The following is a 14,653-nucleotide window of genomic DNA, read 5'->3' as shown; positions in this document are numbered from 1 at the left end:
GAAGTGACCGCGCCGATCGCCAGCGCCACCAGCCTTGAACAATTGCAGGATCTGGAGAAAGCCGCGCGCCTGACCCTGGACGCCGAGGCCATCCAAGCGCTGGACGCCGCCAGCGCCGGTTTCTGAGGGAACTCTGAAGCTTGCAGGGCTTTGCGCGACGGCAACGCCGCACAAAGCCCTGCAATGGCATTCTCATAAGTATAAAAATCGCCGGGATCGCACCCGGAAGCAAAGGCGTTCCGCAAATATCATGGACGGCCGTTCATTCTCTTCCGTTCCCCTAAAAATTCTGATAGATTTTATCGTAAAGATCACATTAATCAATGATTTGATCGATGATTTGTTTTGCAGAGGCCGCTTTTAAGCGTCGAAAACCATGACACTCGATCAGCTCCGGATTTTCATCGCCGTCGCTGACCGCCAGCATGTCACGCGGGCGGCAGAGGCCTTGCATCTCGGCCAGTCGGCGGTGAGCGCGGCGATCGCGGCGCTGGAGACACGGCACGATATCAAGCTGTTTCACCGCGTCGGGCGTGGGATTGAACTGACCGAAGCGGGAGCGCTGTTTCTCGGCACGGCGCGCGGCCTCGTGGCCGAGGCGGAGGCGGCGGAACTGCTGCTGCGCGAACTCAGCGGTGGCAAGCATGGCTCATTGCTGGTGCAGGCGAGCCAAACGATCTCCAGCTACTGGCTGCCGCGGCATCTCGCGGCCTTCCGCCGCCAGCACCAGAACATCGAGATCAGCCTCACGGTGGGCAACACCGCGCAAGTGGCGCAGGCGGTGCATCGCGGCGAGGCGGAGCTGGGCTTCGTTGAAGGTGCGGTCACCGATCCGGCGCTGCTCAGCCAGCGGGTGGCGCGCGACAAGATGATCGTGGTGGTCGCTCCGGACCATCCCTGGGCGCAACGCGAAGCTCTGGCGCCGGAAGAGTTGCTGGACAGCGACTGGGTGCTGCGCGAACGAGGTTCCGGCACGCGCTCGGAATTCGAACAGGCGCTGGCGCAGTTTGGCGTGTCGGCCACGGCGCTGCGGGTGGCGTTGGAACTGCCCGCCAATGAGGCAGTGCGCGGCGCGGTCGAGGCCGGACTGGGCGCCACCGCCATTTCCGCTTCGGTGGCGGCGCCCAGCCTCGAAGCCGGTTTGCTGTATCATGTGAAATTCGCGCTGCCGGAACGCGATTTCCACGTTCTGCGCCATGCCGACCGCTACCAGAGCCATGTGGCCGCTTCGTTCATGGCGATGCTGAGCGCTCATTAAAACAGTAAGGAAGAAGCCGCTTTTTGAAAAAAGCGGCGCAAAAACTTTTTTGTTTACGCTGGGCCAGGGGCTACGTCGACGACAACGCCCATGGCCCAGCATAACAAAGTTTTTTTGCTACTTTTTGTTCACAAAAAGTAGCGCTTACTTCCCTTCCTTTTCCTTTCCTGTTCCTACTCCACCCTCACCCCGTCCGGCGCATGCGCCGCGAGCAATGCCGCGAAACGGCGGAACTGCGTTTCGCGCGGGTCGCTGGCGCGCCAGATCAGGCTGATTTGCCGCCCGGCATTGGGCTGGTCCAGCATCCGGCAGTCGACCAACGTGGAGATATCCGGCCGTTCACGCACCGCCAACGCCGGCAGCAGCGAATAGCCCTCCCCGGCCGCGATCATGTGCCACAGCGTTTCCAGGCTGGTGGCATGACGGGTGGCGCGGGGCGCGCCGTCGCAGAGATCCAGTGCCTGATCACGTAGACAGTGCCCCTCTTCCAGCAGCAATAGCCCCTCGTGTGGCAGCGTGTTCAATCGAATCTGCGGCAGCGAGGCAAGCGGGTGCCAGCGTGGCGTGGCCAGCATGAAGGGTTCGAAAAAAATTGCCTGGTGCGAGAGGCCCGGCATGTCCGGTGTCATCACCGCGAGAATGACGTCCAGCGCCCCGTGGCGGAGCCGCTCGATCAACGCTGACGTACGGTTCTCGGTCAGGCGCAATGACACGTCGGGCAGTTTACCCCGCAGCAAAGCCAGGACCGCCGGCAGATAATAAGGTCCCAGGGTTTCGATCGCGCCCAGCTGCAAAACGCCGGATAAATCGGTGCCTTGTAGCCCAAGCGCCAGCAAATGCCGCGCCTCGGCGAGGATCCGGTCAATATGCCCGAGAAGCACCTCCCCCTGCGCGGTGATCGCGACATGGCGCTTGGTGCGCTCGAAGATCGGCATGCCGAGATAGGCTTCCAGCTTGCGCACCTGCTCGGACAGAGCCGGCTGACTGACCCCGCAGCGTTCCGCGGCGCGGCCGAAATGCTTCAGTTCCGAGACCGCTTCGACATATTCGAGATCGCGCAAGGATAGGCCGGCAAGAGATTTCGACATCGTCGTCTAACTAGTCAGTTTCATCAGTCGCGGAAACCTGGGGAACTGAATTTACTTATTAGGGGTTTTCAAAGCAGCTAGAAAGGAAGGCTACTTTTTGTGAACAAAAAGTAGCAAAAAAACTTTGTTATTCTGGGCCCGTGCGGTTTCAGCGCCTCAAGCCCAGTTTCAAAAAAGTTTTTGCGCCGCTTTTTTCAAAAAGCGGCCTCTCTCTTCCTAAAAAACCCCGCCGGTGAGCTGCTGGCTGATGGCGACATAATGCATGCCGCCGGCGACCAGAACCAGCAGATGCCAGACCGGATTGTGGAATTTGACCGGCCGCGCCTGCAGCAGCCCGCCGACCGTGTAAACGACCCCGCCGCCCAGGATCAGTGCCAGCACTTCGCCCTGCAGCCGGGCCACGCAATTTGGCAGCAGCGCCAGCAGCATCCAGCCCATGGCCAGATAGAGGCATAGCAGCGCGCGCTCGAAGCGCCTTGGGTGATACAGGGTCACAAATATACCCAACGCGGCGAGGCTCCAGACCAGCAGGCATAGGATCAGCCCGGATCGGCCATACAGCGTGACGAGGCTGATCGGCGTATAGGTCCCGGCGATCATGACAAAAATCATGGCCCGGTCGAAGCGACGCAGCCGTTCCTTCAACCGGCCGTCCGGGCAAAGCTGGTAGGCGGCCGACGCACCGAGCATGCCGACAATGCCTGCGGCATAGAGAGCGATGGCGGCGATGATCGGCTCGCCGAAAGCCGTGGCACGCTCGACCAGCGCGATGGCGGCGACCACACCGAGCGGCAGGCCAACAATGTGAATGGCGGCGTCGGCCGCCCGTTCGGCCGTGCTATAGGACGGAAATTTATGGAATTCGGTCAAAAAACCGGATCGAGCGGCGCTGGCGGCGTGCCACCCGCTTCGAGCACCTCGCCCGCCTCCAGCAGCAGATCCTCGCGGAACCGCCCGGCCAGCAATTGCACCCCGGTCGTGGTGCGCCCCACCCGCGCGGTGGAGACCGTCAGCGCCGGCAGGCCGGTGAGCGGAAGGCCGATCTGCGTGAGCTGTGCCCGCCAGACCCGGGCAAAATCCGTCCGGTCCAGTTGATCCGGAAACGGCAGCTCCGCCGAGACCGGCAGCAGCAGCACCGGATGGTCCTGCAGCAGGAGCTGATAGTCGCGAATGATGGCGCTGCGGCGCACCAACGCGTGGAGATATGTCTCCGCCGAAACCTGCTTCAGCAGGGATTTGAGTTCGGCAATGGTGGCGATGGCACCGGGATCGCCATCCTTGGCCGTCATCTCCTCCCAGGGGGTGAAACTCTCGCCGATCCAGAGCCGGGCTTGCAGCTCGACGGCCTCCTCGATGGCGGGAATGTCATCCAGCTCGGCCACCTCCCAGCCGGAATCGCGCAGCCGCGCGGCGGCGTCCACCAGCGCCTCTTCCACCTCCGGCACGATCTCCAGCCCGCCGGGGCGGCGCACCAAAGCGGCGCGGCGCGGCTGATTGGAAAATTCCAGCGGGGCCGGCACCCACCATGGGTCGCGCGGGTCGAAGCCCGACATCGCGGCAAGGCCGAGGCGCAGATCGGCGATGGAGCGGCCGATCGGGCCGGAAACCGCGGTGAGTTGCACGCCGATCGGCCGCTCGGGGCCGCTGGCATTATACGTGGGAACACGGCCGAGGCTGGGGCGCAGCCCATGAACCCCGCAGGCATAAGCAGGGTAACGGATGGAGCCGGCGATATCCGTGCCATGCGCGAGATGGCCGATGCCGGCAGCGACGGCGGAAGCCGCACCGCCCGAGGAGCCGCCCGCGGTGCGCGATGGGTCACGCGGATTTTTTGTGGCGCCATGAAGCAGATTATCGGTGAACCAGCGCAGCGAGAAAGCCGGCGTGTTGGTGCGGCCGAGAATCACCGCGCCGGCGCGGCGGAGATTCGCCACCACCGGGCTGTCCGTCCCGGCGATGTTGCGCGCCTGTAGCCGCGTGCCGTTGGTGGTGGCGAAATTTTCCTGGTCCAGATTGACCTTGACGGTTACCGGCACGCCGGCCAGCACCCCCGCCTCCTCACCGCGCGCGGCGCTTGCGTCGACCGCGTCCGCTTGCGCCAGCACATCCTCGGCGCGGTAATCGATGACGGCATTGATCGCCGGATTCACCGCCTCAAGCCGTTCGAGGGCTGCCTGTGCAGCCTCGCGGGCGGAGATTTTACGGTCCCTGACATTTTGCGCCAGCTCGGTTGCCGACAGCCGCCAGATATCCTCCAAGGCCCCCTCCTGAATCTGCCGCACGTCGCGGCTTCCTCCGGTAGCTTAAGAGGTTTTTGCGCCGGCGCGCCAGCCGATTTCCCAGAACGCCGCTTCGCATTCAGTGGCCTGGATGAAACGGTTCAGCAGCGCATCATAGCGCGCCGCCCCGCCGCGGCTCACCGCCAGCCGTTCCAGCATGGCCATCGCCTCGGCAACCGAGCGGTTATAGTCGGGGCCGGCATAAGCGGCGATCCAGTCGGTATAAGGATTTCCGGGACACAGCCCCTCGTTCAGCATGGCGCCGATTTCCGCATAACCGGCGATACAGGGGGCAAGTGCTACCATCAGATCCAGGGCGTCGCCGGCCTGCCCGAGCTCCAGGACGTAGCGCGTGTAAGCGATCATCTCCAGCGCCGCCGGCGCCGCCCGCATCTGCGCCTCGTCCAACCCCCAGCCGGCGCAATAGCGCACATGCAACGGCATCTCGCCGGTCAGCAACGCATCGGCGGTCGTCAGGGCGGCACGCATATCCGCCGGCTCGTCCAATTTATACGCGAGCAGGACATAGGCGCGGGCATATTGGATCAGGAACAAATAATCCTGAACCAGAAACTCCCTGAACTTTCGTTCAGACAACGAGCCGTCGCCCAAAGCGAGGACAAAAGGATGTTGAACATAACGCGCCCACGGCCCCGCGGCGTCGGCCCGGAGCCGGTCGAAAAACGGTGTCACTGTCATGCCGCCGAAATTAGCCGCGCCGGCGCCGCGTGGCCAGAACCAGGCTTACGCGATCGGAAATGACATGCCCGACCCCGGATCGACGAAAATCAAGTGATCCTGCACGGCTTTCACACCGGGTGCGTTCTCGGCAATGACGATCACCGCCTGCCGTTCCTCATCGCTGAAAATCGTGCCCTCCAGGTCGACGATTTTTTCCTTCACCTGGACCTTGATGCTGGATTTCGGCGCCCATTTCGCCTGAGCGAGCTCGTTCTTGATGTAGGCGCCGATTTCTTCGTCGGACCGGTCTTCGGGCGTTTCGACCAGCTTGCGCGCCAATGCCCGCAAGATGTCCGCCCGGCTGATGATGCCGACCAGCCTCCCGTTCTCCAGCACCGGCAGCCGCTTCACATGCTTGTGCAGCATGATCCGCGAGGCTTCTGCGAGCTCGGTCGCCGCGGTCACGGAGATCGGACGCGGGGTCATCACCTCGCTGACACGCCGCCCATGGGTGGCGACGTAATCGGCCGCGACGGCCGAGGGCATCAGGAATGCCTTCAGCCAGCTCGGCTGCTTGCCTTCGCTATCCAGTTCGGTGCGGCGCAGCAAATCACCTTCGGTGATCATACCGACCAGCGTGCCGTCAGTTTCCACGACCGGCAGGCCGCTCACATGACTGGCGATCATGACGCGAACCGCATCGACCAGCGTCGTCGATGGCAAAACGGAAACAATATTCGTGCTCATTAGAGCGGCGACATTCATACGATCCTCCTGTCGTTGCAGCAGGACCTTGCGGCATTTGCCGGCGCCTTGCCTTGACCCATGTCAAAGTCTATGGCCGGGCTTTTTTTCGCTCATGGCAGTTTCGGCGCCAAAAGCGCGGCAGGGCGCATGAAAATGAAGGCCAAAACACCGGCGAGCAGCAGGAGCGCGGTGCAGAACAGGCTGCCTTCGGGCCCGGCCACGCCGCCGGATAGATATACATTGCCGCGCGGCGCGGAAATCAGCAGCGTGCCGACGCAACGCGTGCCGCTATCGGCGGTGCCGAACAGGAAATTCTCCGCATAATCCCAGGCGCCATGAAAGCCGATCGCGAACCAAAGCGAGCCGGTGCAGCGGATAAACAGGCAGAACAGCAGCCCCGCCCCGACCGTGTCGACCAGGCCCAGCGGGGTCTCGCCGGGATTCATACCGTGCAGAACGCCGAAAAACAGGCTGGTCAGGCCAGCCGCCCCCCAGAACCCCATGCCGCGCCGCAAGGCCGAGAGCAGATAGCCGCGGAGGGCAAACTCTTCCGTCAGTCCGATCAGCAGGCTGACACCCAGCCATTTCAGGGCATAGAAGATTTCGTTGGCGAGGCCGGGCACGCCGGCCTGCTCGGTGGCGAACCCGCCGGCGCGCAACACCAGCGTCAGCGCGCTGAGCGCCACCGCCCCCGCGACAAACCCGGCGCCGAGGCGGGGCAGCTTGCGCGGGTCCGCCAAGCCGTAAGCCGTCAGCCGCGTGTCTTCAAGGAACGCCATCAGCGCGCTGGCGCCGCAGGCCGGCAACAACAGCCCCAGCTCGTTCACCCCCACCATGAACGGCGTCAACCCGCCCTGCAGCCCGTGCACCGCCATGGCGCTGAACAATTCGTGCAGAATGAGGGCAACCAGCAGAAGCTGCGCCGCCATCGCCAGCAGGAACAACGCCGCGCGCCAGCCGGCCCGCACGCCATCCCGCCCGACAAACGGGCGACGCCATAAACTTTCCGAACGGCGAACTTGGTTCAGGCATCCACGCAGGCGCATTTGGGCTGAGGCTAGAAGAAAGGCTACTTTTTGTGAACAAAAAGTAGCAAAAAAACTTTATTATGCCGGGCCATGGGCGTTGTTGCCGACACAGCCCATGGCCCAGCATCAAAAAAGTTTTTGCGGCGCTTTTTTCAAAAAGCGCCCACTTGCTTACTACCGCGCCAGCCTAATTCCACTGAACTGCCAGCGCGCGCCGGTGGGGAAAAAATTGCGGTACGTGGCCCGCGAATGACCGGGCGGTGTCGCGAGCGAAGAGCCGCGCAGCACATACTGGTTCACCATGAACTTGCCGTTATATTCGCCGACCGCCCCGGGGGCCGCTCGGAACCCGGGATAAGGCGCATAGGCGCTGCTGGTCCATTGCCAGGCCGTGCCGAACATTTGCGGCAAGGACGGATCGGTGAGTGCTGCGTGCTCCCATTCCGCCTCGGTCGGCAGCCGCGCGCCGGCCCACTGCGCATAGGCGCTCGCCTCGAAATAAGACAGGTTGAGCGCCGGCGCATCCGGCTGCAAATCGGTCAGCCCATCCAGGCCGAACACCCGCCAATGGCCGTCCTGGCGATGCCAATAGAGCGGCTGCGACAATTTGTTGGCGCGAACGAAATCCCACCCTTCCGCAAGCCAGAATGACGGCTCGTTATATCCGCCATCGGCGACGAAGGCGAGATATTCCGCGTTCGTCACCAGCCGGGACGCGAGCTGATAGGGCTCCAGAAACTGCCGGTGCCGCGGCAACTCGTTATCGAAATGGAATTGCTCTCCATCATGGCCCACCGCTACGACGCCGCCGGCAAAATCGCGCCAAAGGAAGGGGCCACCCAGCGCCGGCAACATGGCCTCAGGCTGATAAGCCGGAAAGAGCGGGTTCATGCTGAGCAGATGCATCACATCGGTAACGATCAGCTCCTGATGCTGCTGCTCATGCTGCAGGCCGAGTTCGACCAGGGCCGTCAATTCCGGCGATCGTCCGCGGGCCAGCAGCGCCAGCATGCGCGCATCGACATTCTCCCGGTACGCAACGACATCAGAACGCGAGGGCCGTGTGACCAGGCCGCGCTGCGGCCGCGAATACTGCGCGCCCACGCCATTGTAATAGGAGTTGTACAGCACGCGAAACGCGGAATGGAACGGCGCGAAACCCGCTTCGAAAGGTTCGAGAATGAACGTCTCGAAAAACCATGTCGTATGCGCGAGGTGCCATTTCACCGGACTCGCGTCGGGCATCGACTGGGCCTGGCAATCCTCATCAGAAAGCGGCGCCGCCAACGCCATGGTGTGCTGCCGCACCTGCGCGAAGCGGGCGGCAAGCGGATGCAGGGTTTCACGTTGCTCGAGCATGACACACCAAATAGCGGTTATCGACATCGGACCAGCAGCGCACCTCGCCGAAGCCGCTTCGCTGCAACAGGTCGAGAATGGCGGCGCGGGAATATTTATAGCTGTTTTCGGTATGGATCTCGGCACCACGGGCAAACTGGCGGGCGCCGCCCGGCCAGGTCACGGTCAGCTCCTTGCGCGCGCACAGATACATCTCTACCCGGCTCTGCGCCGCGTTGAACACGGCTTTGTGCTGCCAGTCGCGCGGCCGAAAATCGCTGTCCAGCAGCCGATTGACGTGCTGCAAAATGTTCCGATTGAAGGCGGCGGTCACGCCGAGTGCATCATCGTAGGCGGCTTCCAGCTCCTCGGCCGGCTTTACCAGGTCAATGCCCAGCAGCAGCGCGCCCTCGCTGTCGCACGCGGCACGGATACGGGCGAGGAATTTGGCCGCCTGCAGGGGCGTGAAATTGCCCAGCGACGAGCCGGGATAAAAAAACAGCTTCTTGCCGTACCCTTCTTGCACGCTCGCGGGCAGCATCCAAAAATCGGAGAAATCAAGGCCGACCGGATGCATGGGAATGTGCGGATGGGATTTTTTCAGAATCTCCACTGCGCCGCGCAAAAACGCCACGGAAATATCGACGGGAACATAGGCCCGAGGCCGCAAGACATGAAACAGTGACGCCGCCTTGGCGCAATTGCCGGCGCCCAGATCGATCAGCGTTGTCCCCACCCCCACGGACTCCGCGATCCCTGCGGCATGTTGCGCCATAATCGCTGCCTCGGTGCGGGTGAGGTAATATTCGTCCAGTTCGCAGATCATTTCGAACAATTTCGACCCGAACGCGTCATAGAAATATTTCGGCGCGATGCTTGCCTGCGGCCGGCATAAATCCTCAATCAGTTCAGCCCTTATGGTCGCATGTTCAGGACCGCTTTTTTGGATCCGCTCCGCCGCACTTTCTCCATGTGACATAGAACATTCCCGTGACGATTGTGGCCGTTCGCGTGAAGCGGGAGTTCAGGCATCTTGTGGTCAACGGATCACGAGATACGCCTCTACGCACCGATGTCCAGCGTTATCTCCGCATTCTGTCGAAATTGTTAGGCTTTGCACGGGTATCAAACCACCGGCAGGCGCGCAAAGAATGGCGTGCCTGCCGGCACGCCATTCTCCCTCAGACGTTCGTGGCGTCGCCTCAATCCGCCACACCAGGTTCCAGCACGGTCCGGTGCGCCATGGAAACGTTGCGCGCCTCGGGGCCGAAAATCATCAGGATGATCAGCAGCACCGAGACGATCCCGGCCACCAGCATCAGCGCGAAGCCATAATCGCCGCCATGGTGGAAGGCGATGCTGGCCTGGATCGGCGCGTTGAAGGAGGCAACGAAGTTGCCCAACTGGTAAATGAAGCCCGGGAACGTGCCGCGGATTTCCGACGGCGACAACTCGTTCAGATGCACCGGCACGACGCCCCAGGCGCCCTGCACCGCCACCTGCATGAAGAACGCGGCGATCGCGATCTCGATCGGCGTGCCGGCATGCGACCAGGGGAACATGACGATCAGCGCCAGCACGCAGGCACCGATGATCGCATAGCGGCGACCGATCTTCTGGCTGAGCAAACCGAACAAAATGCCGCCCAGCATCGCGCCGACATTATAGATCAGCGAAATGTTGGTGATCTGCGCGTGGGTGAAATGCAACTGCGCGCCGAGGAACAGGCGCGGATAAATGTCCTGTGTGCCGTGCGAGAAGAAGTTGAACGCGGCCATCATCAGCACGCCGTAGAGCACGAGCTTGCCGTTCTTGCGCAGGATCTGCCATGTGGAGACGCGCGGGCCCGCCTTGAGCTGCTGGAACGCCGGGCTCTCCTCGATTCCGTAATTGATGAAGAACACCAGGACCGCCGGCAGCGCGCCGACGAAGAACATGCCGCGCCAGCCGAGATATTGATACGCGAAGCCGAACAGCAGCGTGGCCAGGAAATAGCCGCACGGGTAGCCCGCCTGCAGCAGGCCGGACACCCAGCCGCGCCAGCGGTCGGGAATCGTCTCCATGGCGAGCGAGCTGCCCACGCCCCATTCACCGCCCATGGCAATGCCGAACAGCGCGCGTATGACCAGGAAGGAACCGAAACTCCACGCGAACCCGCTCAACGCCTCGAAGAACGAATACAGCAACACGACCAGCATCAAAATCGGCTTGCGGCCATATTTGTCCGCCAGCCTTCCGAAAATGAACGCACCGACAGCGCGCGTCGCCAGCGTCAAGGTAATGGCGAACGTGATCGACGTGATGGAGACGCCAAAAGTCTTGGCGACGTCGTTGAAGGTAAAGATAAGGATGAAGAAATCGAACGCATCAAGGGTCCAGCTTAGATAAGCGGCGATGACGACGTTACGCGCCCTTTTCAGGTTTTCTGTGGCGGTGGCAGACATTGCTTTCCAATCCCAGTATTGCAATCAATTCCCGCCGTGTTAAAGCTTATGTAATATAATGCAAGAGGGTTCCTTTATGGGAGGATCTCTTGGCAAAAGACGTCGCTCTAAATGCGAGGTGACGTCTTTTTTTTGCGACGAAGCTGCGCGCTTTTTTGCAGCCAGACGACCGGGATGCGTCGACCGCCTGCCCCGCGTGCCGCCCCCGCGACGCTGACTTTCGTTTAAATTTCATAATTTCTACTTTTTCGCCGATAGGGGCGAGCCTCGCCGCATGCAGCGGCATCACGCACGCTCTGTCAGGAATCACCGGCCCCGACCTGGCTGAGCAGAGCCAACGCCGCGTTAGTGCGCAACGCCACGCGCCGGATCAGCCCCTGCCGGAACATCGGCGCGACGCTCGCGTCATAAAACGCCGTCTGCGCCCGACTCAGCTGCGCGACAAGGTCATTTGGGCTGGCCAGACAGACCGCTAGCAATGTTCGCGGCCCCAGGTCGCCGTCTACCGCAACTTCGACCGCCGCTTGCAGAAGACGCACGCTCGCCGCGACCCCGGCATTCACCGCATGGTCAAACACCATGAGGTCAAGACCGACAGGCAATGCATCACCTTTGACCGGCCGCCAGTAATCGCGACGATAAATCGCCCGTGCCGCGTCGGGCGTAAGGTCGCGGAGGTCCAGGTGCGGATAGGACGCAGCCGACAGGCCAAAATTCGTTCCCCTGAGACTCCCGACGCCGATCTCGCCACCGGTCCAGTTGCCGCGATCTTCCGGGCTTGCGGTGAACCCGCCCTCGCACTGCAGGGTGAAGCCCACGCATGCGGCGAAATTCACGATCCGGTTACCGCTTCTTTGGCGATATCCAGCGCGTAGGCGGCGGCGACGAACCCGGCGACGAAAAAACTGCGGTCGATCGGCTTGGCCTCGCCCCAGGAGGTGGCGAAGGTGAGAGCACCATCGTAGGAGTCGGCCCAAACAGCATGATAGCCCCACGAACCGGGTGCGCCGGCCGCCGTCCATACGAGCTGATTCTGCTGTGCGAGGCCTAACGCGAGGATCAGAAAAATGCCGCCCGCGCGGCTCACGACATCCCGGATGTCGGCCTCGAATTTGGGGTCGACCGGGACGACCTGCCGCAGCCTATAACCGGCGATGCTGTTTTGGCGCCACCACGCAAACAACGCCTCAGGGTCGGTTCCTTGATCACTGGCGGGATTAGACGCGGTATAGCCGGTGATCTGGCTGTAAAGCGTCACCGCGAGATCATTGGCGATTTGCGGTCGTGAAATCCCGGCCCTGGCCATCTCCGTCTGCACGGCATTACAGGCTGCGGTCTCAACACAATCACCGACCAGATCATTGTGCCCCGCAACGCGCGGCGTGCCGAAAATCCGGCTGTAAGCCCCCCGGGGCATAACCGTCGTGACGCGGCGGCCAGGCGCGGCCGGCGCGCCATGCCACCGGCACCCCAATCTCATCGCCGCGAGCTGATGAGCGAGAAGCACCTCAGACACCCAGCAATTTCAGCGCCTGGCTCGCGCTCATCCTCGGTTCGGCCGCACCGGCGGCGGTCGACGCCACCGCTTCGCCCAGAGCCAGCACGGTCTGCAACGCGTCCACGATGGTGACGATGTTGGCGGCCAAGGAGCCCGTAAGGCTGTTCGCCACCACTACCACATCCGCCAGCAGCGTCTTGGCGTCGGTTTGGAACGCGGTGATCGCGGCGGGAATGCTGGCGGCGGTGAACGTCAGCGTCGCGACACCGTGATTCGCCGTGTTCAGCGCCGCCACCTGGGCCGCCATATCGGCAACAGCGTCGTTGATCACAAGGACCCTGGCCGCACCGATCGCCGTGCTGATCAGCGGGACGCTCAGCAGCGTCGCCACACCGTTCTTCGCCGCAAGGGCGTAATTTTCCAGCATGTTGAGATTGATCGTGACGATGGTCACGCCATTCGCGGTCGTCACCGCGCATGCGCCGAGCATCGCCACGGCGGAGAGCAACGGCACGGTCGCCAACAGGCCCCGACGGGAAACGGTCATGGTTCAGACTTCCTTGCTTGCAGTTGCAGAGGTTTCGACGGCGACCGCGGCATCGCCGGTGGTCAGAGCCCGACGCCAGCCCTCCTTAAGAAGGACCGCGCCGACGCCGGAAATGATAAGCCCGGCCAGCATCAGATCGTGGCCGATGCCGGGCGGAATGGCGTAGCCGAGACCGGCCAGAATCGCGGCGATGCCGGCATAGGTGCTCGGCTCGGAAAACCGGGCGATCAGCGTGTTCATGAGGATTTCCTTGAAGAAAAAAGAAGGAAGGAAGCGCTTCTTTTTGTGAACAAAAAGAAGCAAAAAACTTTGTTAATTTGGGCCCGTGCGGTTTCAGCGCCACCGGCCCAGCGCAACCAAAAGTTTTTGCGCCGCTTTTTTCAAAAAGCGGCTGCTTTCTTTCTTATCTAACGAACGAAATGCGTGACAATTCCCGCCAGCGCGCCACCGCAAAGCAGCACCAGGCTATCGAACATCCAGCGAAACGTGCCGAACGTACCTCGCTGCGTGGCGAGCTGCTGCGCCAGCCGCTCGTAACGCTCCTCCTGCCGCTTGGCACTGTCGGCAATCATGTCACCAAGCGTCCGGCCCAGGGTTTCACGGTCTCTCTGGGCGTTTATTTGCCCATCATGAAATATTTTGAGCATTTGCCGGTTTTGATTGAAGAGTTCGACGATCGATGCGTCGGAGCTCTGCTGGCGCGACAACAACCCGTTCACATCGCCACGCAACTCACCGACGTCTCGTTCAACGCCCATCCCCCTCCCCCTCGCCTCATTCTCCTTCGGCACGCGCTTGCGCTTCCCCGGCGCGCCGCCATCGATCGCCTGGCTCATGGCGCCCTCTGGTCAGACGCGAGTTTCGGGCGCTCGAAATGCAGCACGAAGAGCATTTTTGTAATGCTGTAAGGCTGTAATCCAAACTTGCTGGTTTCGACCGCAATTGCATTGCCCGTCTTGTTATCGACGGCGTAAAACGAGATCTGGTTGATCGCGATCTCCGTCGTCTTGCCGTACAACGCGATCTCCGGCGTGCTGAGAAAAGCCGAAAGCTTCAGCCTGGGCACGCCCAACAGCAGGGACTTGAAGTTATAGGAATCGACTGCGGTATACGGAACGATGGTCACGGCGGCGTTCTTTTGTGCCGCCAGCCCGACGCCATGTTGCAGAAGCCAGGCTTTGAATATTGCAATTTCGAACTTGCTGCCGGTGAAGTCAGACCCGTCCACATAGGCTGACGATGCAGCAAAAGGGGACAAACTCTCCACAGCTTTGCGCGCCGCCGACGACATGATCAACTCTTGAGTCGCCGTCTCTTTCGGGGGCAGCGTGACGATGCCGCTCGAGCAGGCATCGGAAAGCAGCAAGATCAGGAGCAGGACAACACGGGTCATTTTCTCCCCCATCGGCTGATCTGCTCCATCACCGCGAACGGCACGATGGTGGCGCCGTCCACGGCAAAGGCCCACCAATGAAACCAGAAAGGCCCGATAAGAACCCATGAGATGCACAGGCAGGCGCGCAGGTAATTCTGCGCTGCCATCGGCACATTGTTCATCACCTTCCAGCAATGCGATTTTTGGACGATACAGGCGAGCATGCGGCAGCCGACGCAGCCCCACCATTTCCGCTGCGGCAATGGCAGGCGTATATTGCCGGGCCGGTAGCCAGCCGCGAGCGCGGTGTGCGTGGAGACGGTCATGCTCGCGGAACCGTCGAAATCGACGACATTGAGCAAGCGATCCT

At 61.9% G+C, this 14,653-nt stretch carries 17 protein-coding genes; 1 reads left to right on the top strand and 16 read right to left on the bottom strand.

The window, feature by feature from the left end:
- The first annotated feature begins 376 nt into the window (after nucleotides 1-376).
- The gene (locus tag VNC39_RS07815; protein ID WP_325397854.1) at nucleotides 377-1,258 is read left to right on the top strand and encodes a LysR family transcriptional regulator; all 882 of its coding nucleotides are present in this window, start codon (nucleotides 377-379) and stop codon (nucleotides 1,256-1,258) included.
- 173 nt (nucleotides 1,259-1,431) lie between these two features.
- Here VNC39_RS07815 and VNC39_RS07810 read toward each other — a convergent pair whose 3' ends face one another.
- From VNC39_RS07810 to VNC39_RS07735, 16 genes are all read right to left on the bottom strand, one after another.
- Complete coding sequence (locus VNC39_RS07810) at nucleotides 1,432-2,346, bottom strand: LysR substrate-binding domain-containing protein (protein WP_325397852.1); 915 nt, start codon at nucleotides 2,344-2,346, stop codon at nucleotides 1,432-1,434.
- A 216-nt stretch (nucleotides 2,347-2,562) separates the two neighbouring features.
- Nucleotides 2,563-3,216, bottom strand: coding sequence for a PAQR family membrane homeostasis protein TrhA (gene trhA, locus VNC39_RS07805; RefSeq protein WP_325397850.1), 654 nt, complete (start codon nucleotides 3,214-3,216; stop codon nucleotides 2,563-2,565).
- Nucleotides 3,213-4,628, bottom strand: coding sequence for an amidase family protein (locus VNC39_RS07800; protein WP_325397848.1), 1,416 nt, complete (start codon nucleotides 4,626-4,628; stop codon nucleotides 3,213-3,215). The genes trhA and VNC39_RS07800 overlap by 4 nt, the downstream gene beginning before the upstream one ends.
- Nucleotides 4,629-4,649: 21 nt before the next feature.
- Complete coding sequence (locus VNC39_RS07795) at nucleotides 4,650-5,324, bottom strand: TenA family protein (RefSeq protein WP_325397846.1); 675 nt, start codon at nucleotides 5,322-5,324, stop codon at nucleotides 4,650-4,652.
- Nucleotides 5,325-5,369: 45 nt separating this feature from the next.
- A complete protein-coding gene (locus VNC39_RS07790) occupies nucleotides 5,370-6,071 on the bottom strand; it encodes a CBS domain-containing protein (RefSeq protein ID WP_325397844.1) in 702 nt (233 codons plus the stop codon).
- 92 nt (nucleotides 6,072-6,163) lie between these two features.
- Nucleotides 6,164-7,021 carry a CPBP family intramembrane glutamic endopeptidase gene (locus VNC39_RS07785; RefSeq protein ID WP_325397842.1) on the bottom strand — a complete coding sequence of 286 codons (858 nt, stop codon included), beginning with the start codon at nucleotides 7,019-7,021 and terminating at the stop codon, nucleotides 6,164-6,166.
- Nucleotides 7,022-7,255: 234 nt separating this feature from the next.
- Complete coding sequence (gene egtB / locus VNC39_RS07780) at nucleotides 7,256-8,440, bottom strand: ergothioneine biosynthesis protein EgtB (RefSeq protein ID WP_325397840.1); 1,185 nt, start codon at nucleotides 8,438-8,440, stop codon at nucleotides 7,256-7,258.
- Entirely contained in the window at nucleotides 8,424-9,398 is a 975-nt protein-coding gene (gene egtD / locus VNC39_RS07775) for an L-histidine N(alpha)-methyltransferase (protein ID WP_325397838.1), read from the bottom strand. The genes egtB and egtD overlap by 17 nt, the downstream gene beginning before the upstream one ends.
- Nucleotides 9,399-9,621: 223 nt before the next feature.
- Nucleotides 9,622-10,863, bottom strand: coding sequence for an MFS transporter (locus VNC39_RS07770; RefSeq protein ID WP_325397836.1), 1,242 nt, complete (start codon nucleotides 10,861-10,863; stop codon nucleotides 9,622-9,624).
- Nucleotides 10,864-11,162: 299 nt separating this feature from the next.
- A complete protein-coding gene (locus VNC39_RS07765; RefSeq protein ID WP_325397834.1) occupies nucleotides 11,163-11,699 on the bottom strand; it encodes a glycoside hydrolase family 108 protein in 537 nt (178 codons plus the stop codon).
- Nucleotides 11,696-12,379: a hypothetical protein gene (locus tag VNC39_RS07760; RefSeq protein WP_325397833.1), complete on the bottom strand. Its 684-nt coding sequence runs from the start codon at nucleotides 12,377-12,379 to the stop codon at nucleotides 11,696-11,698. The genes VNC39_RS07765 and VNC39_RS07760 overlap by 4 nt, the downstream gene beginning before the upstream one ends.
- Nucleotides 12,372-12,908, bottom strand: coding sequence for a hypothetical protein (locus VNC39_RS07755; RefSeq protein ID WP_325397831.1), 537 nt, complete (start codon nucleotides 12,906-12,908; stop codon nucleotides 12,372-12,374). Before VNC39_RS07755 ends, VNC39_RS07760 begins: the two co-directional genes overlap by 8 nt.
- A gap of 3 nt (nucleotides 12,909-12,911) precedes the next feature.
- A complete protein-coding gene (locus VNC39_RS07750) occupies nucleotides 12,912-13,148 on the bottom strand; it encodes a hypothetical protein (RefSeq protein ID WP_325397829.1) in 237 nt (78 codons plus the stop codon).
- 167 nt (nucleotides 13,149-13,315) lie between these two features.
- A complete protein-coding gene (locus VNC39_RS07745) occupies nucleotides 13,316-13,744 on the bottom strand; it encodes a hypothetical protein (protein ID WP_325397827.1) in 429 nt (142 codons plus the stop codon).
- A complete protein-coding gene (locus VNC39_RS07740) occupies nucleotides 13,741-14,301 on the bottom strand; it encodes a hypothetical protein (RefSeq protein WP_325397825.1) in 561 nt (186 codons plus the stop codon). Before VNC39_RS07740 ends, VNC39_RS07745 begins: the two co-directional genes overlap by 4 nt.
- The gene (locus VNC39_RS07735; protein WP_325397823.1) at nucleotides 14,298-14,645 is read right to left on the bottom strand and encodes a hypothetical protein; all 348 of its coding nucleotides are present in this window, start codon (nucleotides 14,643-14,645) and stop codon (nucleotides 14,298-14,300) included. Before VNC39_RS07735 ends, VNC39_RS07740 begins: the two co-directional genes overlap by 4 nt.
- Nucleotides 14,646-14,653 lie beyond the last annotated feature (8 nt).

Source organism: Acidocella sp. (assembly GCF_035535915.1).
GTDB lineage: Bacteria > Pseudomonadota > Alphaproteobacteria > Acetobacterales > Acetobacteraceae > Acidocella.
The sequence above is the reverse complement of the archived record's forward strand: the minus strand, read 5'-3'. Positions and strand labels throughout refer to the sequence as shown.